Consider the following 20,809-nt stretch of genomic DNA (forward strand, 5'->3'; position numbering starts at 1 on the left):
CCTTAAAAGCTTGTGCCAATAGTAAACTCAAAGGACTTGGTTTTGTCACCCTCTTGCTTTAAAAAAGGTTCGGCAGCATAGAGACCTAATGGGCCAATAGGGGTTAGCCAAGTAAATGCGATGCCAGCAGAAGCACGCAAATCAGAGGTGGCAAAGTTAAACACTTCTTCGCTAATGCCACCTATGTCAATAAAAGCACTTAAGCGCATATTGGTACTGTCTTTTACAAAGGTAAGCGGTGAAATTACAGAAATACCTGTTAGCACAGACAATTTACCGCCTTTGGCCTTTCCATTTTCGTATTTTTCACCCAGAGAGTTAAAATCAAAGCCACGCACAGAAGAGGAGCCACCTCCATAGAATCGCTCAAAGAATGGCAATTCTGTGTTGCCATAACCTTGTGCCACACCTATTTTGGTATTTGTTTTAAAGGTTATATTTTTAAAGAGTGGACGGTATTTTTTTTGTGAAGCGTTTAATTTATAATACCTGAAATCGGCAATTGGCAATGCAACACTCAAATTAAGACTTCTTTTGTCTCCCGCTGTCGGGAAATTATAATTATCCAAGGTGTTATGACTCCAATTTGCATTAAATTTAACCTCAGTTTTGTTGCTGCTGGCACATTGTGTTGGTTCGTATTTATCTGAAAAATCAGTGCCACAAGTAACATCTCTGTTGGAAAATTTTAAATTTGTGGTAATGCGTGTGTTTTTTGTAATCGGGATGCCGTAACCGACACTTCCCCCACTTTGATTGATTTTATAAGAAGCAACATCCAATTGCGCACCATCAGTTTTTTTATTAAAAATGCCATAATTAATGTTATGACCATCTTGAGTGAAATAAGGATTGGAAAAATAGATGGACAACTCTTTTACCGCTTCAGAATTAGACGCAGATGCATTTAATACATTACCCGTACCAAGAAAGTTTTTTTCTTGCACACCTAAATTAAAGGCGGCACCAGAACTGCTAGAATGAGATACGCCAACAGAAAAGGTGCCCGTTTTGGTCTCTTCTACCACAAAATTTAAATCAATTTTGTCGCTAAAGTCTTTAACTTTAGAAACACGCATCGTTACATTAGAAAAGAACCCCAGTCGCTTAATCTTGGCTATTGAATCTTCTAATGCTTTGTCTGAATATAGCCCGCCTTCGTAAACGCTAATTTCCCTACGCACAACTTCATCCTGCGTTCTGGTATTGCCAGTAATAGTAATGCGATTGATATAAACTTTTTTCTTTGGTATGATTTTAAAATTTAAGTCAATAACAGATTTTATTGTGCTTGCAGTGGTTGTCACATCTACTTTAACGAAAGCATAACCTTGTTCGGTATAAGCATCTGTTATAACTTTAATATCATTGATAATTTTTTTGCGTAAAAACACATCGCCAGATTTAATTGTTAGTAATTTTGTCAGACTTTTGTCAGACTTATTTAGTGTGTTTCCTGAGAAATCAATGTTACCAATGGTGTATTTATTTCCTTCTTTTATTTGAAGAGCGATATCGATATTTTTTTTATCTTCAGACAGTTCACTTTTGACCTCAGTCACTTTAAAATCAAGATAACCTGAGTTGATGTACTGTGACTTTAACGCCTCAATGCCTGCATCTAATGCAATTTTTGAATAATGGTCTTTTTCGGTAAAATAGTTTAACAAAAACCAATTAGGCTCACCAATTTCAAACAAATCAAGCAGCTCTTCCTCGGTCTTTGTTTTGCTACCCATAATGCGCATTGTCTTGATACGGGCAATTTCCCCTTCGCTAATATCGAGCTCAACTCCCACTCTGTTTTGATTGTCAATTTCAATGTTTTTGGTAATTTTGACATTGTAGTAACCTTGGCTAATGTAAGTTGATTTCACTTGGTCAATCAATTCATCTAATTGTTTTTTATTGAAAATTTTGCCTTGGGTTAAATCCATGCTACTTAGCACTTTTTCAATGGTATCTTGGTCAAGCACTTTCTCTGAATTATTGAGAAAATCTACATATTTAATATAGGGGTTTTCTATTACTTTGATTTTTAAAACTTGATCTTCTTCTGCAACCTCAATGTCTTTAAAAAATTGTGTTTTATAAAGAACCCGGATAATTTTTGATGAGGTTTGTGTGCCGTAGTCATCTCCTACTTCAACGGGCAAATAACTGAGTACCGTTCCTCTAGAAATGGCATTAAGACCTAGGATTTCAATATTCTTAATGGGGACTGAAAAAGCCAATGAAGCACTTAATAGGCTTGCCATTAAAACGAGTTTAACGATTATTTTTTTCATGGCAATAAGACAGTTAGAGGATAAAAAAATGTGTAATTATACAGCGTTTAATGTTGTTTGTGAGAATGCCCTGCGTCCTTAAGTCTTGTTAGATAATTAGACCAGCGTACCTCGTATTCTGTCGCAAGATTATACAAATGTTCCCAAGAATAAATGCCACTATCGTGACCATCGCTAAAAAACAAAACAATGGCATAATTACCAGTAGGTTCAATGCGCTTAATAGTAACATTTTCTTTGCCTATTTGTAAGGTTTCTTGTCCTGGCCCATGCCCCACCACTTCAGCAGAAGGTGAATGAACTCTTAAATATTCAGCAGTCAACGGATATTCGGTATCGCCAAAAGTAAGGGTTAAAAGGTTTTTTGCTTTATTAAGGGTAATATTACTGGGTGTTTGCATTAGATTTGCTCGAAAGAAATTAGATTAAATGCGATTTTACCCGAAGTTTATTTGCTTACAGCCTTTCAATCTAAAAATAGAAATTATGGGTTTAATACTCTATTAAATGTATGTCGTTGTGGAGCACTGTTTATTGATTTTATTTTTTTAAAATAGAACTGTTGAGAGTAGAGGGGTTGAATGTATAATTTTTCAGTAACTTGAGACCTTTGCATAAATATGGATTCTTGATGATTATTTATATTTATGCAAAGGTCTCAACTTTTTAGAGATAAAATATGCGTATGTTGATTAATTTTACAAAAATGCAGGGGCTTGGCAATGATTTTATGGTGATTGATGCAATCAATCAGTCGATATCGTTGTCCGTGATGCAAATTCAAAAACTTTCAAATAGGCATTTTGGCGTGGGGTTTGACCAATTGTTGTTAGTTGAAAAGCCAGAGGCACATAACAATGATTTTAAATATCGAATTTTTAACGCTGATGGCTCCGAAGTAGGGCAGTGTGGGAATGGCGCGCGTTGTTTTGCGCGTTTTGTGGTTGAAAAAAAATTAACAAACAAAAGATTTGACGAAGAAATTGTCGTGGAAACTAAAGAGAGTGTAATGACATTGCTTGTTCGCAATAACAATGAAGTTGTTGTTGCTATGGGAAAGCCAATATGGCACTCAAAAGACATCCCTTTTGGGCAATTAGACAGCGTTAATGCGACCTATGTTGTTGAAGGTGAAACACTTGGCGTGGTATCAATGGGCAATCCACATGCGGTATTAATTGTGGATGATATTAGCCAAGACATTGAAACGATTGCTAAAAAAATACAAAACTCTGTTGATTTTCCAGCAGGGGTGAATGTAAATTTTGTCAGTATTATGGACAGACACAATATCACACTTAGAGTTTATGAACGAGGCGTAGGGGAAACTTTGGCTTGTGGTAGTGGTGCATGTGCAACTGTGGCATATTTACAGAAAATAAATAACATTGACGCCAATGAAGTTACGGTTGAATTGAAAGGGGGTGAATTGTTTATTGATATTGATAATAATGGTGTTAATATGCGAGGATCTGCTGAGTTTGTATTTGAAGGGCAGGTGGATATCTAGCACGCCAAGCCTAGTTCTGGTTTAACAATCAATAGAAAATATGCGCTTGTCTTCAAAGCGAATCATATTCAATGCACCACCCCAAGCGCAGCCTTTGTCCATTGGATAAATATGTGGCTGGCCAATGTTTGACAAAGTAGACCAATGACCAAAGAAAATATCGGTGTTTTTCAATGTCCTGTTGTCTTGTAAAAACCATGCTTTAAAACCCTCGGGGGCAGTATCGTGATTCATTTTTCCTTGAAACTCCAAGGTGCCATCTGCTTTACAAAAACGCATACGCATACAGGCGTTAATGGTGTATCGGCATTTGTCCATTGCATTTAAATCTTCTGACCAGGTATGTGGATGGTCGCCATACATGGTATTGATAAAGTCACCTGCTTGATGACTTTTTAAGTGTTTTTCAACTGTGGCAGCTTGTGTTAAGAGGGTGGTTTTGTCCCAAATTGGCGGAACGCCTGCGTGCACCAATAATGCGCCTTGATGTTCAATTACCAAGGGTTGTTTTTGCAGAAAGCTAATCAAATCTTGTGTGTCTTTGGCGTTTAAAATATCACTAAAAGTATCTTTGTTGCTTGGTATTTTACTACCAAGTGCACATGCCAATAGATGAAAATCATGGTTGCCTAATAGCATTTTTGCATTGTCACCTAAGTTTTTAATGAAGCGTAAGGTTTCAAGTGATTTATTGCCACGATTAACCACATCACCAAGGAAAAATAATCGGTCTTTATCGAGAGAAAAATGGCTTTTTTTGAGCAGTATTTGGAGGGCGTCATAGCAACCTTGAATATCGCCAATTAAATAATCACTCATTGTAGCGTGTATGGCTCACTTAGGACAAATTCTGGAATATCAACATCAAAGTGTTCGCCGGCATCGTTAATCATATTGTATTCACCCTTCATGGTGCCAGTTTGAGTTTTAATAACGGAACCAGAGGTGTATTCAAATGACTCACCCGGTAATAAGTGAGGTTGCTCGCCAACCACGCCTTTGCCAGTCACTTCTTCTATATATCCTGTTTCATCTTGAATGACCCAATGTCTGCTGAGCAATTGCATGCCGATTTCACCTTCGTTATTAATGGTGATTGTGTAAGCAAACACATATTTACTTTCAGAAGGGTTGGTGTGTTGAGGTAGTGGTACAACTTGAACGGTAATTCTAATGTTGTTTTTCATAATCATTGGCCAAAGTAATAAAGTCTTGTACTGCAAGCATTTCAGCGCGTTGCGATAAATCAATAGCAGTTTGTTCTTGCGATAGGTGTAATTTTAAACAATTTCTTAAGGTTTTTCTGCGTTGCGCAAAAGAAGCTTTAACAATTTTTTCAAAAATTGCCATATTTTTAACTTCTGTTTTGGGCAAAGGCTTGAGGTAGATAATAGCAGATTCCACCTTTGGTGCCGGGTTAAAAGACTCGGGTGGAACGATAAAGATTAATTCAGCCTCAAAAAACGCTTGTATCATCACACTCAAACGCCCATAGATTTTTGAGCCTTTGTCTGCTACTATTCTTTCCACCACTTCTTTTTGTAGCATAAAAGTCATGTCTACTATTTTGTCTCGATTTTCAAGCAGATGGAAAAGAATCGGGGATGAGATATTGTAAGGCAGATTACCAACCACTCGAATCGGGTTTGGCAGAATGCTGAGATCAAATTTGAGTGCATCACCTTCATGAATAACCAGATTGTCTTTGTTAAAATCAGTTAGCAAAGCAATTAAATCTCTGTCAATCTCAATCACATTTAATGTTTTAACCTGCTCCAATAGAGGCAATGTCATTGCTCCTTGCCCAGGACCAATTTCAAGTAAATTGTCATTAAATTTTGGTGCAATCACCGCCACAATACGCTCAATTACTCGATTATCGGTTAAAAAGTTTTGCCCGAAGCGTTTGCGAGCCTTATGCATTATTGAGTAAGTTTTTGGCGTAATCAATTGCCGTGTATAGACTGCCTAAACTGATGTTACCTGTGCCCGCTAAATTAAGTGCAGTGCCATGGTCTACTGAAGTGCGAATAAAAGGTAAACCCAGCGTTACATTTACTGCTTTTTTAAAACCCAAAGTTTTAAGCACTGGCAATCCTTGATCGTGATACATTGCTAGCACACAATCCACGCCTTGTAGTGCATCAGGTGTGAAGGCGGTATCTGCTGGCACGCTGCCAACAAGATTAAAGCCTTGCGTGTTCAGTTTGTCAATCAAAGGGTTGATAATTTCAATTTCTTCAGAACCAAGATACCCACCTTCGCCCGCATGCGGGTTGAGTCCACAAACCACAATTCTTGGATTTTGAATACCGTAATTTTGCAAAGCATTGTGAATAATGTGTAAAGTTTCTTCCAAAGCATTGGTATGTATATGTTGTGCTACTTGAGACAAGGGTATATGTGTTGTTGCTAGTGCAACGCGCAACCCTTTGGTGGCTAGCATCATGACCGTTTTATTAGCACCAGAAATTTCAGCCAAATATTCGGTATGTCCGCTAAAGCCTTTGCCATTTTTATCCTGATAAATGTCTGCTTGGTTAATCACGCCCTTATGTAAAGGGCCAGTAATTAAGGCTTGAGTTTTACCATCAAGACAATATTGTGTTGCCAAATCCAGTGTGTTCAGGACATATTCGGCATTGTTTTTATTTAACTTACCAGCAACAACTTTATCGGCAGTTTTTACAGGGTAAACGCACAAGGTATTGGGTTGGCAACTGCTTTCTGTTTCGCTAATTTTAAGGCTTAAATTAAGAATTTTTGCCCGTGATATCAATACATCGGGGTCAGCAAAAAGCAGTAAGTTTTGTGCTGTTTTCTCTTGGGCGATAATCACTGCCAAATCAGGACCAATTCCAGCGGGTTCGCCGAGGGTAAATGCGAGCATTATTTTTTTTGTTTAAAAGTGTGTTGAAAAATTGCAGTCATTATAAAGCCTAATGCCCTAATTCAAAGATATAAAATGTAAATAGAGGTCTTTGCATAAATATAAATAATCATCAAGCATCCACTCTTCACCCACTTGGTAATTTTTTAAACCCAGCCTTAGTCCTGCTAGGACAAGGTTTAAGAAAATCACCAAGTGGGCAAAAATTGAATTTTGCTAATCATCCATATTTATGCAAAGGTCTCAAATAGTAGAACTTTAGGTAGATAAAATTATTTTTGGTGCTGACTATAAATAATTTGTGTTTAAATAAAGGATTACTGTATAATTTTTATGCGCAATGCCCTTAAGTAAGTCAATGTAAGAGTTATAAAATAATAATAAATAAGCCAGGAGAGAGCTATGCAAGTCAAAACGCCAAAACAAATAATGGTATTACAAAATAAAGCACAAAAACTTACTAATCATCTTAATAAAGAAGTTGTTACTATTGCCAAAGGTATTCAGCACATTCAAGTTCAAGCAAGCACGGCTTACCAATTAAACACCAAAGATTTTAACACTAAAAAGTTAAACTTAATTGCCAAAAAAGTCGGCGATGATTTAGAAGTAGCGTTAGAAGAAAGTGTCATTATCTTTGATAACTATTTTAATGTTTGCACAACTGATTTATCTTGCTTGGTTTCTCTACCCACCAAAAACGGCGGACTTTATCATGTTGTTGCTGATATATTTTTCACTTTAGAAGATGGTTCACAAGTGGTATATTTTTATGGCGAACAATCTATTGTTTCCACAGAATCTAGTGTAGTCAGCACAGATGATAATCAAAGTTTTGAAGATATCATTGTTGCAAATAAAGAAATTGTGGCTGTAGTTGCGGCTGTAGTTGTTGCCGTTGCCGTTGGTAGTGGTAGTAGTGATGATAATGGCAATGGTGGCAATGATGTTAACGACCCAACAGATAAACCAGCGGCACCAACGGTTGATGTAATAACCATTAATAGCACTGAGCCAGTGATTACTGGCACTACTGGCACCAATGCGGCACTTGCCAGTGGCGAGAGCCTCAGTGTGACTGTTTCTGGTGCGACTTATAGCGTTATTCCAAATGCCAGTGGTATTTGGCATCTTGATTTGGGCGTAGATACCCCAACCAGCGGCACCTTGGTGGCGCTCACTAATGGCAGTAGTTATAGCGTGGTCGCCACGGTAAGTAATGCGGCAGGTGATAGCACTACTAATGTTGCTAATGATAAGATCAGCATTGACACTACAGCGCCTACATTTACTGGTGCTACTGTTAATGGTACGACTTTAGTGCTTACTTGTAGTGAAGACTTAGATGCTACTAATATACCTACAACTGGTGTCTTTGTTTTTAGAGTCGATAATAATACCGTTGAGCATGCCTTTACAGGCAATGTCATGATTGATGCCACGGCTAAGACTGTTACCCTAACTTTAGCGAATGCTATTGACAGTGATGCCTCTGTAATGATTAATTATGTTGATCCTACTGCAGAGGATGATGTTAATGCTATTCAAGATATAGCGGGTAATGATGTTGCAAATATGAATGGGTTAATTGTTGTCAATAATACTGTTGATACCAGGCCAATAGTTAGCGCCACAACCATCACTGCGACAGATGCTACTGGTGCTGTCAAGACTAGCGCATTGGATGTAGGTGATAAAATTATTGTTACTGTTACCATGAATAAAGCTGTTGAGGTAACTGGCACGCCTACTTATACTATTAATGTGGGCAACATGGACAAGACTGCTACTTATATCTCAGGTTCTTCTAGCGATACCTTAGTATTTGAATATACCATTGTTCTTGGCGACAATGACCTTGCTGGCGGTATTACTGCTGGCGTTGATGCGTTGCTTGTAGCAAGTGGTGTGCTTATTAAAGGAGGTATTGCTAGCAGTAACGCTGTTTTAACAACGCCTGCTGTTACAGATAATGGTAGCAAAGCACAATGGGCGACTGGTGCGAGTGCCAGTAGTCAATATAATGATTCGTCTTATTCCGCCAGTCAAGTAATTGGTGCACCCGATTCATCGTTAGTTCTTGGTAGTGATGAGGGAGATGTGGTTAATTCGTGGGCAGAAGCTGGAGGCGACAAAGGAAGAGTGAACACAATTACTTTAACCTATGATACGGCGGTTTTTATTCAAAAAATTATTGTTAGAGAGACATTTAATTCAGGTACTATTACCAAGGTAGAGGCATTTAAAGACGGCAATTTTGTAGCGGTTTATACTAAAGGGGCGACTGAAGAGGGTGGCAAGATGACTGGTGTTGTTGCAAATAAGGTTGGTGATACAGTAATTACACTTGACGATGCACTGAGTTATAAATCAAACAAAATTCGTATTAGTATTGGAAATAGCATAGACGAATATAATGAAATTGATGCGGTTCAATTGGTGGGACTTGCAGAACTTATTGTTGACACTGCCGTACCAACAGTTAGTGCTACAGCCATCACTGCAACAGACTCTACGGGTGCTGTTAAGACTGGTATATTGAGTGCAGGTGATAAAATTATTGTTACTGTTACCATGAGTGAAGCTGTTGAGGTAACTGGCACGCCTACTTATACTATTAATGTGGGTAACACGGACAAGACTGCTACTTATATCTCAGGTTCTTCTAGCGATACTTTGGTATTTGGATATACCATTGTTCTTGGCGACAATGACCTTGCTGGTGGTATTACTGCTGGCGTTGATGCATTGCTTGTAGCAAGTGACACATCTATTAAAGATAATGTTGGACATGACGCTGTTTTAACAACGCCTATTGTTACAGATAATGGCAGCAGGGAGCAGTGGGCGATCAGCGCTATTGCTAGTAGTCAATCTGCCAATTATAATGCCAATCAAGTAATTGGCGCACCTGATTCATCCTTGACTCTTGGTGATAATGAGGCGAAAGTCGAAAACTCGTGGGCAGAACACGGGGATGACAGGTCGAAAATAAACACAATTACTTTAACCTACGATACTGAGGTTTTTATTCAGAAAATTGTTGTTAGAGAAGTATTTAACTCGGGTGACATCAGCAGGGTAGAGGTATTTAAAGACGGTGACTTTACAACGATTTACACTAAATCAGGAACAGCTGAAACAGGTGGAAAGATGACAGGTGTTGTTGAAGGCAAGGTTAGTGATACAGAAATTACACTTGATAGTATGCTGAGTTATAAATCAGAGAAAATTCGCATTAGCGTTGGAAGTACCAGTGTAAACGAGTTCAATCTAATTGATGCGGTTCAATTGGTCGGACTTATGGAACTTGCTGTTGATACCACTGCACCTACATTTACCAGCGCCACTGTTAATGGTGCGACCTTAACACTTACCTGTGATGAAATTTTAGACGCTGGCAATGCACCTGCAACTAGCGCCTTTATTTTCAAAGTGGCGGGTAGTGTTGTTGCAAATGCCTTTACAGATGCTGTCGTGATTGATGCCACTGCTAAGACCATTACCTTGACTTTGGTGAACGCTGTTGCCAGTAATGCCACTGTATCGATTAGTTATATTGATCCTACTGCGGGTGACGACACTAAAGCCATTCAAGATATAGCGGGTAATGATGCTGCAAGTACGAATGACCTAGGCGTTACTAATAACACTGTCAGCATTGGACCAACTTTGACGATTACAGGCAGTGGCGGTTTGAATATTGACGCTAATATAATCACATTTAATTTTAGTGAAGCCATTAAAAACGGGTCGTTTACCGTAGAGGATATTGGTATTGTCAATGGTAGCATTGTTTCAGATTCATTTCTCAGAGTAAATACAAGCCAATACACCGCTGTAGTAGCCCCAAGCCTAGGTGGGAAGCATTCCAATGTTGCCATTACAGTTGCAGCAGATACTTTTGAAAATATTGCTGGAAATTCCAATGTTGCCATTAGTAAAAATGAAACCAGTATTACTCTATTAAAAGATCGGGTTGCTATTGGTACAGAATCTAGTATTGATGATTTAACTCATTGGGATGTGTCTCATGTAAAAGATGCAACTAACGCATTTTTCAGGGCAGATGCCTTTAACCAAGATATTAGCAGTTGGGATGTTAGTAATATGATTAGAATGAACGAGATGTTTCGTGAGGCATATTCTTTTAACCAAGATATTAGCAGTTGGGATGTTAGTAATGTGACTGAAATGAGTAGTATGTTTTCTTATGCAGGCGCTCGGAAGCTTAACTTTAGCCAAGATCTTGGCAGTTGGGATGTTTCTAGTTTAACATATGCGGAAGGAATGCTTGCTACTACCTTGATGAGTGTAGATAATATGGACAATACCTTGCGTGGCTGGGCAAAGCTTGATACTGTGGCAGGAGAGACTGCTATTCAGGAGCGTGTTAAATGGGATATTGCAAACTACACCGATGTTACTGCCAGGCAATATTTAATAGACACCTATAATTGGAGGATCAAGGGTACTTTTGATGGTAGTAAGACACAACAAGGTGATAACGGTAATAATACACTTACAGTGACTGCTACACAAGCTACACTACATGGTTTGGGTGGCGAAGACACACTTAATGGCAGTGCTGCAAACGATGTTTTAATAGGTGGAGCAGGTGATGACTTGTTATATGGCAAAGGTGGCAGAGATACATTTTATTATGGTTTTGAAAATGCTGGTAATGATTCTATTGATGACTTTACAGTGGGTGTAAGCACAAACAATGAAGCAGATATTATTGATCTTAAAGATTTATTAATAGGATATAACTCTACTTCTCTAAGTAATTTTATAACAATGACAGAAGAAGGCGCTAACACCAAATTAACCATTGATCATGACGGCGCTGGGGAGCTCAATAGCCCTGTAAGTATCCTGTTATTAGGTGTTGGCTATAGTGCCACTTTGTTAAGTGATATGATTGATAATGGTAATTTAGTGCTTGAATAATATCAATAGTAGACCTTGAGAGGTAGGGTCTAGCAAAAATGTTATGCTTTTGTTCGTCGCCCTTCAGTAGACAATAAAAACCACCCCTTAAGGTGGTTTTTTTACGGATAAAAAGCAATGGAGAAGACCCCTGCATTAAACTAAAAAACCCAACAAAAAATCACAAATCAACCCTCAAAACCTTATGCAAACATTAGCATTTATGATAAAATACTATAATTATCAGATACTTACAAAAAAATTCGAGTTAAAACCACTCAAGAACAAACCTTTGCTGATAGTTTTATCAACATACCAAACTCCCAACTAGACATCATTAACAAAGTTATCGATTGGGAAGTTATAGCCAAAGATCTGTCTCATATTAAAGTTGACTATTCTGCTGTTAGTCTGTTTAAAGCGCTATTAATAGGCACATGGCACAATCTCTCTGATGAGAAGTTGGCTGATAGTCTTAGTAGAGATTTAGTCTTTATTAACTTTTGCAACTTTAGCCTAAGTGGCAACAAACCTGATGCCACAACCATTGGCAGATTTAGAACCAAACTAATCAAACAAAATCTATTTGATAGACTTTTGAGTAGCATCAATCTTATGCTTGAGAACAATCAACTCAAACTCTCTAATGGCAAACATGTTGCCATGGATGCAACCTTAATTCAAAGTGCTAGACGCACTAAGAAGATTATTACAACACACAAAACTGGTGAGGTTTATGAGATTGATAGTAACCCAATTCAATATTCAGATGATAAAGATGCAAGATGGACATTTAAGGCGGGAAAATACACTTATGGATATTCATCAGTAGTAACAACTGATGCCAATGGATTAATTAACAAAGCCACTACGCACCCTGCTAATGATAGTGAAATGACTCATTTTGAAGAAAATGTTAAACAGGCAGGCAATCAAAAAGGCGTAAGAGTTTTATACGACAAAGGAGCAGCCTCTCAAGCTAATAGTGAGGCACTTAAAGCACAAAAGTTAAGAGATGGTATTATGCGCAAAAAACCCAAAGGCAAGCAAATGAGTCATTGGAATAAATTACGCAATAAAGCAATCAGCAAAAGAAGGTTTGTGGTTGAACGCACCTTTGGTACACTCAAACGCACTTATGGTTTGGCAAGAAGTCGTTATATTGGTTTAGAGAAAGTTGCCAGCGAAGTTAATCTTAAAGCTATTGCTTATAATCTAGTTAGAGCGGCGAATGTTTATATTAACAAGGGATTAAATACAGCCTAGGGATTATTGTGTTTTTTTTGTGGAAACAGTACAAAAAAGAGTAGAAAATGAGCGATTTATAGTTGGTATTGATGATTTTTTTAATGAAAGCTGGGTTTTATATGTTTTTTGACTTTGAAAAGTCAAAAATTGAGGGTTTTGGGTTTTGATGGTTGGTTTTAGGGTGCTATGCAGGGGTCTTTGGAGGTGAGCTGAAATTATTGCGCTTGATGGAGTAGAAAATTAATGTTATATCAGGCTTTTGTATTGGGTACAAATATTGAATAAAGGGCAAATTTTATTCAGTTGTAATTTTTTATAAAGCCTATTCTGGCAGAGGTAAATATCATTACTCAAAAATAAAATGAACAATATGGTGCTTATAATTGCCCCAAGTATTGGCAGTAAAAATACTTGGAATGAAGGTGAACGCCAGATTGTTTGGTTTATTTCTGAAAATGGCATAAGGTGGGATTTATAAAAAATTTACAAATGAGCGAAAGTTGGCTTTTGGCTAATATTTATGTCTAATGTAGGGGGTGTATCTGTATTTCCTGTTTTTGGATTGTGGTAATACTTGATTAAAAAGATAGGATTGGTGTAAAATTAAATGGCTATAATGTTATTTAGAAACCTTTGCATAAATATGAATAATCATCAAGAATCCACTTTCCACCCACTTGGTAATTTTTTTAAACCCAGCCTTGGTCTTGTTAAGACAAAGTTTAAAGAAATCGTCAAATGGGCAAAAATTGAATTTCTTTCATCGTTTATATTTATACAAAGGCCTCATTTAATTTTCGTATTTTACATAAGGCAATCATGAACTTATTGACAACAGCTTTAACGACATTGGTTTTACTGCCATTATCATTTCCTAGTGCAGCACAGTTTAAACAAGGTTCGAAAAATTTTAACTCTACCTATAATATTCAGCAAGTAAGGGGTATGTCGCTTAACAAAAGGGCACTCCTTGGTGGCAAGGTGATTTCATCTGCACAAGTAAGCCTATCAGCGCAGGTTTCAGGTGATGTATTAAGTGTCAAAGGTCAAGAAGGCGATGTGTTTCGACAAGGCGCTACTTTAATCACCCTTGAGCAGGAATCTATTCAAGCACAAAGAGATGCGGTTTATGCGGAGATAGCATCTGCTAATGAAGCCCTTAAAAATGCAGGTGTGCAATATTCACAATCAATTGTTTCACCAAACTCAAGCAGTATGTTTGGCGGTATTCCAAGTATGTTTTCAGTGTTCACTGATCCAATGGTAAGAATGAGTGGGCAAGGCAATCCTGATTTTGATAAGTTTGCCAGACGCACTTCACGCTACACCAGTTACCAGCAAGCAAAACATAAATTGACGCAAGCGCAACTTAAGCTTAAACAAGTGGAAGCCCGTCTTAAAGATGCAAATATTGTGGCACCTTTTGATGGTGTTATCGTGGTTAAGAACATTGATCAAGGTGATATTGTGCAACCCGGCCAAGTGTTAATAAAGTTTGCCAACATTAAAAAACTACAAGTTGAACTGAATGTGCCTTCGCGTTTAGTCACCAGTTTAAGACTCAATAAAAAATATCGTATTAAATTAGATATGGCAAATACGGTGGTTAATGCAAAATTGTCACAAATTTACCCAATTGCCGATAACAATAAACACAGTGTTAAAGTGAAATTTGATTTACCTGAAAATTCACCCGTTTTAGCAGGTGCTTATGCAGAGGTAGAGATTTTTGAAACAAATTCAGGTTTGCTAATGCCAATTATTCCAGAAACGGCCATTATATGGCGCTCTAGTTTGCCAAGTGTGTTTGTTGTCAATCCACAGACCAATAAAACTGAGTTAAGATTTGTGCGCCTTGGTGAACAAGTTAACGATTATCAAAAAAGTGTTTTATCTGGCTTAAAGATTGGCGAAGAAATTGTTACCAATCCTAACATTATGATGATTTCAGGAATGGATACTTAGCCCCCTGAATAACAATGAATAATAATCAAAACACCATCTTTCACATAGAGATCTTATGAAAAAACACGAACATATCGACCTCTCTAAAGAAGAGAACATTGATAAAAACATAATTCTAGACGACTTAAAGGACTATGAATTAGGCGTTGCAGGCAAGTTGACGAAGGCTTTTATCACCTCGCCACTTTCTATCATTCTTTTCTTTGCTATGCTTGGTGCAGGTATTATGGGGCTCATTTCTACGCCACGCCAAGAAGACCCGCAAATTTCTGTTCCGATGATTGATGTCTTCGTTGAGTATCCGGGTGCTTCTTCGGAAGAAGTGTCTAATATTATCGTTAAACCCTTAGAGCGTTTAATGTCTGATATTTTAGGGGTTAAGCATGTGTATTCGGTAAGTGATAAAGGTCGTGGCATTATTACCATTGAGTTTGATGTGGGTCAAGAAATGACCGATTCTGTCGCTAAAGTGCGCGATAAAATACTCTCCAATTCTGAGTTTATGCCGCCAAGTGTACGGCAACCTTTGATAAAACCAAAGGAAATTGATGATGTGTCAATTATCAATCTAACACTATGGTCAAAATCTTTAGACGATGGGCAACTCCGTGCGCTCGGCTTGGAATTGCTACAGCAACTCAAAAAAGTGCCAAATACCAATCATGGTTTTGTAGTGGGTGGACGCAAAGAGATTTTTCATATTGATGTTTTCCCTGGTCGTCTAGCAGGATACGGCATTTCTATTCAGCAAATTTCGCACACCATTAGTGGTGCAAATGTTAGTTCACATACGGGTAATATTGAATTAAATGGCTACAAAATGGAAGTTTATTCAGGTGACTTTTTCAAGAAAGTGGAAGACATTGAGAATTTAGTGGTTGCAGTTAAAGAAGGTAAACCCGTGTATGTTCGTGATGTAGCGGATGTATATTATGCGCCAGAAGAAGCGAATCATATGGTTAACCACTACACGGGCATTGCCAGTAAGGATAAGATAAGGGCAACTGGTGAGCAAGCGGTAACTGTTGCTATTGCGAAAAAATTTGGCACCAACGGTGTTAAGGTTGCTGATGATATCTTAGCTAAAGTTGAAGAACTCAAAGGGCGCCTCATTCCAGACAATGTTGAGGTGAGTGTTAGCAGGAACTATGGAAAATCTGCTAAAGATAAAGTTAATTCACTTATTAAGAAACTCTTTATTGCTACAGGTGCAGTTACTTTGTTGGTTTGGTTTGCACTTGGTATTCGTCCTGCAATTGTCGTAACATTGGTTATTCCAGTTGTTTTATTAATGACTATTTTTTCAGCATGGATGCTGGGTATGACGATTGATAGAGTGAGTCTTTTTGCCCTGATTTTCTCTATTGGTATTTTGGTGGACGATGCCATTGTGGTTACCGAAAATATTTACCGACGCTGGCTAATTGACAATAAAATTACCATTGCTACTGCGATTGACGCAGTTCGTGAAGTGGGTAATCCAACTATTTTAGCAACCTTTACCGTGGTTGCTGCCTTGGTGCCGATGGCGGCAGTAAGTGGTATGATGGGGCCATATATGGCACCTATTCCAGTATTGGGCTCAGTGGCAATGATGTTCTCATTGTTTGCGGCGTTTGCATTCACGCCTTATTTTGTCATGAAGTTTGTGCCACCCCTTGATGTCTTGCACAAGATGCACAAGAAAGAAGAAAGAGAGGGTAAGGCGTTACAAGCTTTTTTCCAGTCAACCATTTCTAAATTGTTCAATGTTAAATTTTATGGCATGAGTTTTTTAATTGGCTTAGTGGTGGCATTTTTCTTATCAATGTCAATGTTTTATTCCACGGCAGTACCAGTGAAAATGTTGCCATTGGATAACAAATCAGAATTTGGCGTTTCTCTTGATATGCCTGATGGTACGGCACTTTCAAAGACGGCCTCTACTTTGCATAAAATGGCACAAATATTACGCAAGATGCCAGAAGTGGTTTCCATTCAGACCTATTCTGGTACCGCCAAACCATTTGACTTTAATGGCTTAGTGAGACACTCTTATTTAAGGCAAAATGCTTCAGAAGGTGAGCTGCAAATTCAATTATCTGAAAAGGGCGATCGTCATCGTTCTAGCCATGAAATCGCCCTTGAAGCACGGCAACTTATTCAGCAAGTCGCTCTAGATGCGGGTGCAAATTATGCTGTGGTTGAGATGCCACCTGGCCCGCCAGTATTACGCCCAGTAGTTGCAGAGGTTTATGGACCAGATAAGGCGACGCGTCGTAAGTTGGCCAGTGATTTAACCGAGATGTTTAAAGCGTCGGGCACAATGACCGATATTGATAATTTAATGCGTGATGAATATCCTGTGATTAATTTTCAAGTGGATACCGTAAAAGCCTCGCGTTTTGGCGTTAGTGTGCAAACCATTAAAGAGACGCTGGCAATGGCAATGAGCAGTTTTAATGTGACCACCATTCGTCTTAAAAATGCACTTGAGCCTTCAAGCGTTCGTTTAAAGGTGCCATTATCCAGGCGCTCACAGCTCTCTTATTTGACGCAACTGCCAGTACCTTCACAGCATGGCGGTATGATCCCAATTTCTGAGTTAGGCGCTTTTGTGTATAAAAAGCAAGACGATTTAATTTTCCACAAAGACCTTATAGATGTTGAATATGTTTTAGGTGAGCCAATCGGTCGCTTAAGTGCGCCAATCTATGCAATGTTCGGTGTTGATGATTTATTGTTAGATTATCAAACTGTGAATGGCAAGCAGTTGCAAGGTGAGTATTTGGGCCCACCAAAAGATCAAACCGTACCAAGTTTTGAATGGAGTGGAGAATGGACAGTAACTTTTGAAACTTTCCGTGATATGGGCACTGCATTTGCAATAGCATTGGTGGTTATTTATATGCTGGTTGTTTGGCAATTTGGTAACTTCATTATTCCAGCTGTGATTATGGCGCCTATCCCATTAACGCTATTGGGCATCGTGCCAGGACATTGGTTGTTAAATGCAGAATTTACTGCCACTTCAATGATTGGCTGGATTGCTTTGGCGGGTATTATTGTGCGAAACTCGATTTTGTTGGTTGATTTTACCGTGCAAGAATATGCCAAAGGTGTGCCATTTTTTGATGCAGTTATCAACTCTTGCGCCTCTAGAACACGCCCAATTATGATTACTGCTTTTGCACTGGTTGGCGGTTCAAGTGTTATTTTGTCTGACCCAATTTTCCAAGGTATGGCGATTTCATTGTTGTTTGGTGTATTGGTTTCAACGGTGTTAACCTTAATCGTTATTCCATTAGGAACTTTGTCTGCAGGTGAAGCATCTTGTCGTAATATTGCTATTAATATGGGCTTACTGCCGGGTGATGAGGATGTTGATGCTAAATACAATGTTGTTAAAGATAAGAAAAAATCAACAACCCGAGTCAACTCTAAAGTTAAAGCCGATGAAGCAAAAAAATGGGTTAAAGATTTATTAAGCAAAGAGACTCAGTCCAAAGAGCAGGAAGTCAAACAAGAGTCCACTGTTCAGAAAACCGAGCAAAAGACAAAGCAAGAGGTTGTCGTTCAGGAGGCCGAGCAAGAAGAAAAACAAGGCGCCACCGCCCAAGAAACTGAGCAAGATGACATTATTGTAGAGGAAATTATTCAAGACGATTCTAAGAAAATAGACACCAAGTCTGACAGAATTGACATCAGCAGTTTACTTAAGAAAGAGGACAAGGGTGATATTTAAAACTTGCTGTTAGGGCGTTTTAAAGTAAATAATTTGCCACCCATGTTAGACATAGATATTTTTGACTCATATTTGAGTGCTGACCCCCTGATGTTTTAATGCCATTTTCAAGAGACCTTTGTGTAAATATGAATAATCATCAAGAATCCACTTTTCACCCACTTGGTAATTTTTTAAACCCAGCTTTAGTCCTGTTAGGACAAGGTTTAAAAGATTATCAATTGGGAAAAAATTGAATTTTTCTAATCATCCATATTTATGTAAAGGTCTCTTGAAAATGGCGTGACTTAAGAAACAGAATGCTTGATGGGATTAAGTTTTTTAGTTTTACCGCATTATTCAAAGCCTTGGAAAAACATTAATAACCACCCAAACAAAGGCGTTTATTTATTTTATGTTTGAAAAAAGCATAACAAAAAAATAATTTTTAACCAATAGACTCGCCAGCCGCCTGTAAGTCCGCATGATACGATGAACGCACCATTGGGCCGCTCGCAACCTGAGAAAAGCCCATTTCCGTGGCAATGTTCTTGTAGCGTTTGAATTGATCAGGGGTAATGTATTCTTCAACAGCTAAGTGATACTTGCTGGGCTGTAAATATTGCCCAAGCGTGAGCATATCCACGCTATGTGCTCGCAAATCAGACAATACATTTAATACCTGTTGTTCATTTTCACCCACACCCAACATCAAGCCTGATTTGGTCGTCACATCAGGATGTTGTTGTTTAAAAGATTGTAACAATTTTAATGAATAGGCGTAATCAGCCCCTGGGCGTACTTTGGGATAAAGACTCGGTACGGTTTCAAGGTTGTGATTAAACACATCAGGCGGGCAAGTGTTAAAGATTTCAAGTGCCTTATCAATTCTGCCTCTAAAATCGGGTGTTAGTATTTCAATTTTAACTTGTGGTGTGGTGTGTCTAATTTCATCAATACATTGCTTAAAATGATTGGCACCACCATCACGCAAATCGTCCCTATCAACCGAAGTAATGACCACATATTTAAGTTTCATTTTTTCAATTGTTTGCGCCAAATGCTTTGGTTCATCCGCATCTAGCGGTTTAGGCTTACCATGTGCCACATCACAAAATGGGCAGCGGCGGGTGCAGATTTGCCCCATAATCATAAAGGTCGCCGTGCCATGGTTAAAGCACTCGCCAAGGTTGGGACATTGTGCTTCTTCGCAAACGGTGAATAGTTTTTGCGAGCGCAATGTTTTTTTTAGTTTGTCGACTTTTGATCCAGTAGGGTGTTTGATGCGAATCCAACTTGGTTTTCTTAGTGGCGTACGCGTTACATCAGGCTTGATTTTTAAGCGTGCTGTTTTTGATTCGCCTTTTAGGGCTTTAATTTCAACTTCTTGTAACATATTTTTTTAAGGTTTGAGTAAGTTCGTTGGCAATGGTTCCAATCTTGATATTATCCGTTAAATCTGCTAATTGTGTAACCGCTAAATCCTGATATCCACAAGGGTTAATATGGGAGAAAGGAGACAAGTCCATATCGACATTTAAACTTAATCCGTGATAAGTTCTGCCATTTTTTACCTTAAGCCCTAAAGCGGCAATTTTAGCGCCCTCAACATACACACCGGGTGCACCATTTTTTGTTTGAGAGTGAATATTGTGATGGCTTAATACTTCTATAATTGCCATTTCCATTAACGACACCATTTTCTTTACCCCAATCCCCAAGCGTTTTAAATCAATGAGGCAATATACAATTAATTGACCGGGGGCATGATAAGTGATTTGCCCGCCACGGTCACTTTGCACGACAGGAATATCACTGTGTTGTAATAAGTGTTCCGCTTTACCAGAAATGCCTTGAGTGAAAATGGGTGGATGTTCAACAATCCACAATTCATCCTCAGTATCAACTTGGCGATTGGCACTAAATGCTTGCATTGATGCCCAAGTTTGTGTGTAGTTTTGTAATCCCAGTTTGGTGATTTTCAAAGTATGTAAGCAACCAGTGGATGGTCTTGAAGGTCTTTGTTGATTGAATTTAATTGCGTTACACTGGTTGCTACAATTCTAACGGTGTAGGAAATGTAATTGCCCTTTGTGCTTTTTCTGCTGCTAATTTGACTCAAATGAATTTTCCCAGCATGGCGTTCAATAATGGCACACATTTCAGTGTGCAATTCATGGCAATCTTTACCCATCACTTTTACGGGGTAATCACAAGGGAAGTTAAAAATCTCTTCTGGAGTAGGTTTTGAATTAGGTTTAATCATAGTAGGT

General features: G+C 38.4%; 15 protein-coding genes. 6 read left to right on the plus strand and 9 right to left on the minus strand.

The features are described from left to right. Positions 1 to 2: 2 nt before the first annotated feature. Both bamA and MS2017_RS05110 read right to left on the minus strand, forming a co-directional pair. Positions 3 to 2,288, minus strand: coding sequence for an outer membrane protein assembly factor BamA (bamA, locus tag MS2017_RS05105; RefSeq protein ID WP_122951480.1), 2,286 nt, complete (start codon positions 2,286 to 2,288; stop codon positions 3 to 5). Positions 2,289 to 2,335: 47 nt separating this feature from the next. Then, positions 2,336 to 2,689, minus strand: a complete 354-nt coding sequence (locus MS2017_RS05110) for a gamma-butyrobetaine hydroxylase family protein (protein ID WP_122951481.1) — start codon at positions 2,687 to 2,689, stop codon at positions 2,336 to 2,338. Positions 2,690 to 2,967: 278 nt separating this feature from the next. On the opposite strand from MS2017_RS05110, the gene dapF reads away from it, so the two are divergent. After that, entirely contained in the window at positions 2,968 to 3,798 is an 831-nt protein-coding gene (gene dapF / locus MS2017_RS05115; RefSeq protein WP_338134308.1) for a diaminopimelate epimerase, read from the plus strand. A gap of 21 nt (positions 3,799 to 3,819) precedes the next feature. On the opposite strand, the gene MS2017_RS05120 is transcribed toward dapF, so the two are convergent. From MS2017_RS05120 to pdxA, 4 genes are read right to left on the minus strand one after another with little or no spacing between them, the layout of a single operon-like run. Next, positions 3,820 to 4,617 (minus strand): symmetrical bis(5'-nucleosyl)-tetraphosphatase, encoded by a 798-nt coding sequence (locus MS2017_RS05120; RefSeq protein ID WP_122951482.1) that lies wholly within the window; start codon positions 4,615 to 4,617, stop codon positions 3,820 to 3,822. Further along, complete coding sequence (gene apaG / locus MS2017_RS05125) at positions 4,614 to 4,985, minus strand: Co2+/Mg2+ efflux protein ApaG (protein WP_180334673.1); 372 nt, start codon at positions 4,983 to 4,985, stop codon at positions 4,614 to 4,616. Before apaG ends, MS2017_RS05120 begins: the two co-directional genes overlap by 4 nt. Then, entirely contained in the window at positions 4,969 to 5,721 is a 753-nt protein-coding gene (gene rsmA / locus MS2017_RS05130; protein ID WP_180334672.1) for a 16S rRNA (adenine(1518)-N(6)/adenine(1519)-N(6))-dimethyltransferase RsmA, read from the minus strand. Before rsmA ends, apaG begins: the two co-directional genes overlap by 17 nt. Then, positions 5,714 to 6,688: a 4-hydroxythreonine-4-phosphate dehydrogenase PdxA gene (gene pdxA / locus MS2017_RS05135; RefSeq protein WP_198934549.1), complete on the minus strand. Its 975-nt coding sequence runs from the start codon at positions 6,686 to 6,688 to the stop codon at positions 5,714 to 5,716. The genes rsmA and pdxA overlap by 8 nt, the downstream gene beginning before the upstream one ends. Positions 6,689 to 7,090: 402 nt before the next feature. Here pdxA and MS2017_RS05140 point away from each other — a divergent pair, with 402 nt between their 5' ends. From MS2017_RS05140 to MS2017_RS05160, 5 genes are all read left to right on the plus strand, one after another. Continuing rightward, complete coding sequence (locus tag MS2017_RS05140) at positions 7,091 to 11,641, plus strand: SwmB domain-containing protein (protein WP_122951484.1); 4,551 nt, start codon at positions 7,091 to 7,093, stop codon at positions 11,639 to 11,641. A gap of 285 nt (positions 11,642 to 11,926) precedes the next feature. Next, positions 11,927 to 12,886 (plus strand): IS5 family transposase, encoded by a 960-nt coding sequence (locus tag MS2017_RS05145; protein ID WP_478209810.1) that lies wholly within the window; start codon positions 11,927 to 11,929, stop codon positions 12,884 to 12,886. A gap of 625 nt (positions 12,887 to 13,511) precedes the next feature. Beyond that, on the plus strand, positions 13,512 to 13,691 hold the full coding sequence (locus tag MS2017_RS05150) for a hypothetical protein (protein WP_139458445.1): 180 nt from the start codon (positions 13,512 to 13,514) through the stop codon (positions 13,689 to 13,691). Next, positions 13,688 to 14,833 carry an efflux RND transporter periplasmic adaptor subunit gene (locus MS2017_RS05155; RefSeq protein WP_122951485.1) on the plus strand — a complete coding sequence of 382 codons (1,146 nt, stop codon included), beginning with the start codon at positions 13,688 to 13,690 and terminating at the stop codon, positions 14,831 to 14,833. The genes MS2017_RS05150 and MS2017_RS05155 overlap by 4 nt, the downstream gene beginning before the upstream one ends. Positions 14,834 to 14,888: 55 nt before the next feature. Further along, entirely contained in the window at positions 14,889 to 18,557 is a 3,669-nt protein-coding gene (locus tag MS2017_RS05160; RefSeq protein WP_241156963.1) for an efflux RND transporter permease subunit, read from the plus strand. 427 nt (positions 18,558 to 18,984) lie between these two features. Here the strand turns inward: MS2017_RS05160 and lipA are convergent, their stop codons facing one another. The 3 genes from lipA to MS2017_RS05175 are packed head-to-tail and all read right to left on the minus strand — an operon-like array spanning position 18,985 to position 20,802. Beyond that, positions 18,985 to 19,932, minus strand: a complete 948-nt coding sequence (lipA, locus tag MS2017_RS05165; protein WP_122951486.1) for a lipoyl synthase — start codon at positions 19,930 to 19,932, stop codon at positions 18,985 to 18,987. Next, complete coding sequence (gene lipB, locus MS2017_RS05170; RefSeq protein ID WP_122951487.1) at positions 19,916 to 20,521, minus strand: lipoyl(octanoyl) transferase LipB; 606 nt, start codon at positions 20,519 to 20,521, stop codon at positions 19,916 to 19,918. The genes lipA and lipB overlap by 17 nt, the downstream gene beginning before the upstream one ends. Continuing rightward, positions 20,518 to 20,802, minus strand: coding sequence for a YbeD family protein (locus MS2017_RS05175; RefSeq protein WP_071563401.1), 285 nt, complete (start codon positions 20,800 to 20,802; stop codon positions 20,518 to 20,520). Before MS2017_RS05175 ends, lipB begins: the two co-directional genes overlap by 4 nt. Positions 20,803 to 20,809: the final 7 nt, after the last annotated feature.

This window comes from Bathymodiolus thermophilus thioautotrophic gill symbiont (assembly GCF_003711265.1).
Lineage (GTDB): Bacteria > Pseudomonadota > Gammaproteobacteria > PS1 > Pseudothioglobaceae > Thiodubiliella.

What these genes read in the sequence shown, in the direction of transcription:
- rsmA (WP_180334672.1), bottom strand. Translation starts at nt 5,721, where the DNA reads ATGCATAAGGCTCGCAAACGCTTCGGGCAAAACTTTTTAACCGATAAT.
- MS2017_RS05110 (WP_122951481.1), bottom strand. Translation starts at nt 2,689, where the DNA reads ATGCAAACACCCAGTAATATTACCCTTAATAAAGCAAAAAACCTTTTA.
- MS2017_RS05155 (WP_122951485.1), top strand. Translation starts at nt 13,688, where the DNA reads ATGAACTTATTGACAACAGCTTTAACGACATTGGTTTTACTGCCATTA.
- dapF (WP_338134308.1), top strand. Translation starts at nt 2,968, where the DNA reads ATGCGTATGTTGATTAATTTTACAAAAATGCAGGGGCTTGGCAATGAT.
- pdxA (WP_198934549.1), bottom strand. Translation starts at nt 6,688, where the DNA reads ATGCTCGCATTTACCCTCGGCGAACCCGCTGGAATTGGTCCTGATTTG.
- lipA (WP_122951486.1), bottom strand. Translation starts at nt 19,932, where the DNA reads ATGTTACAAGAAGTTGAAATTAAAGCCCTAAAAGGCGAATCAAAAACA.
- apaG (WP_180334673.1), bottom strand. Translation starts at nt 4,985, where the DNA reads ATGAAAAACAACATTAGAATTACCGTTCAAGTTGTACCACTACCTCAA.
- MS2017_RS05140 (WP_122951484.1), top strand. Translation starts at nt 7,091, where the DNA reads ATGCAAGTCAAAACGCCAAAACAAATAATGGTATTACAAAATAAAGCA.
- bamA (WP_122951480.1), bottom strand. Translation starts at nt 2,288, where the DNA reads ATGAAAAAAATAATCGTTAAACTCGTTTTAATGGCAAGCCTATTAAGT.
- MS2017_RS05150 (WP_139458445.1), top strand. Translation starts at nt 13,512, where the DNA reads ATGAATAATCATCAAGAATCCACTTTCCACCCACTTGGTAATTTTTTT.
- MS2017_RS05175 (WP_071563401.1), bottom strand. Translation starts at nt 20,802, where the DNA reads ATGATTAAACCTAATTCAAAACCTACTCCAGAAGAGATTTTTAACTTC.
- MS2017_RS05160 (WP_241156963.1), top strand. Translation starts at nt 14,889, where the DNA reads ATGAAAAAACACGAACATATCGACCTCTCTAAAGAAGAGAACATTGAT.
- MS2017_RS05120 (WP_122951482.1), bottom strand. Translation starts at nt 4,617, where the DNA reads ATGAGTGATTATTTAATTGGCGATATTCAAGGTTGCTATGACGCCCTC.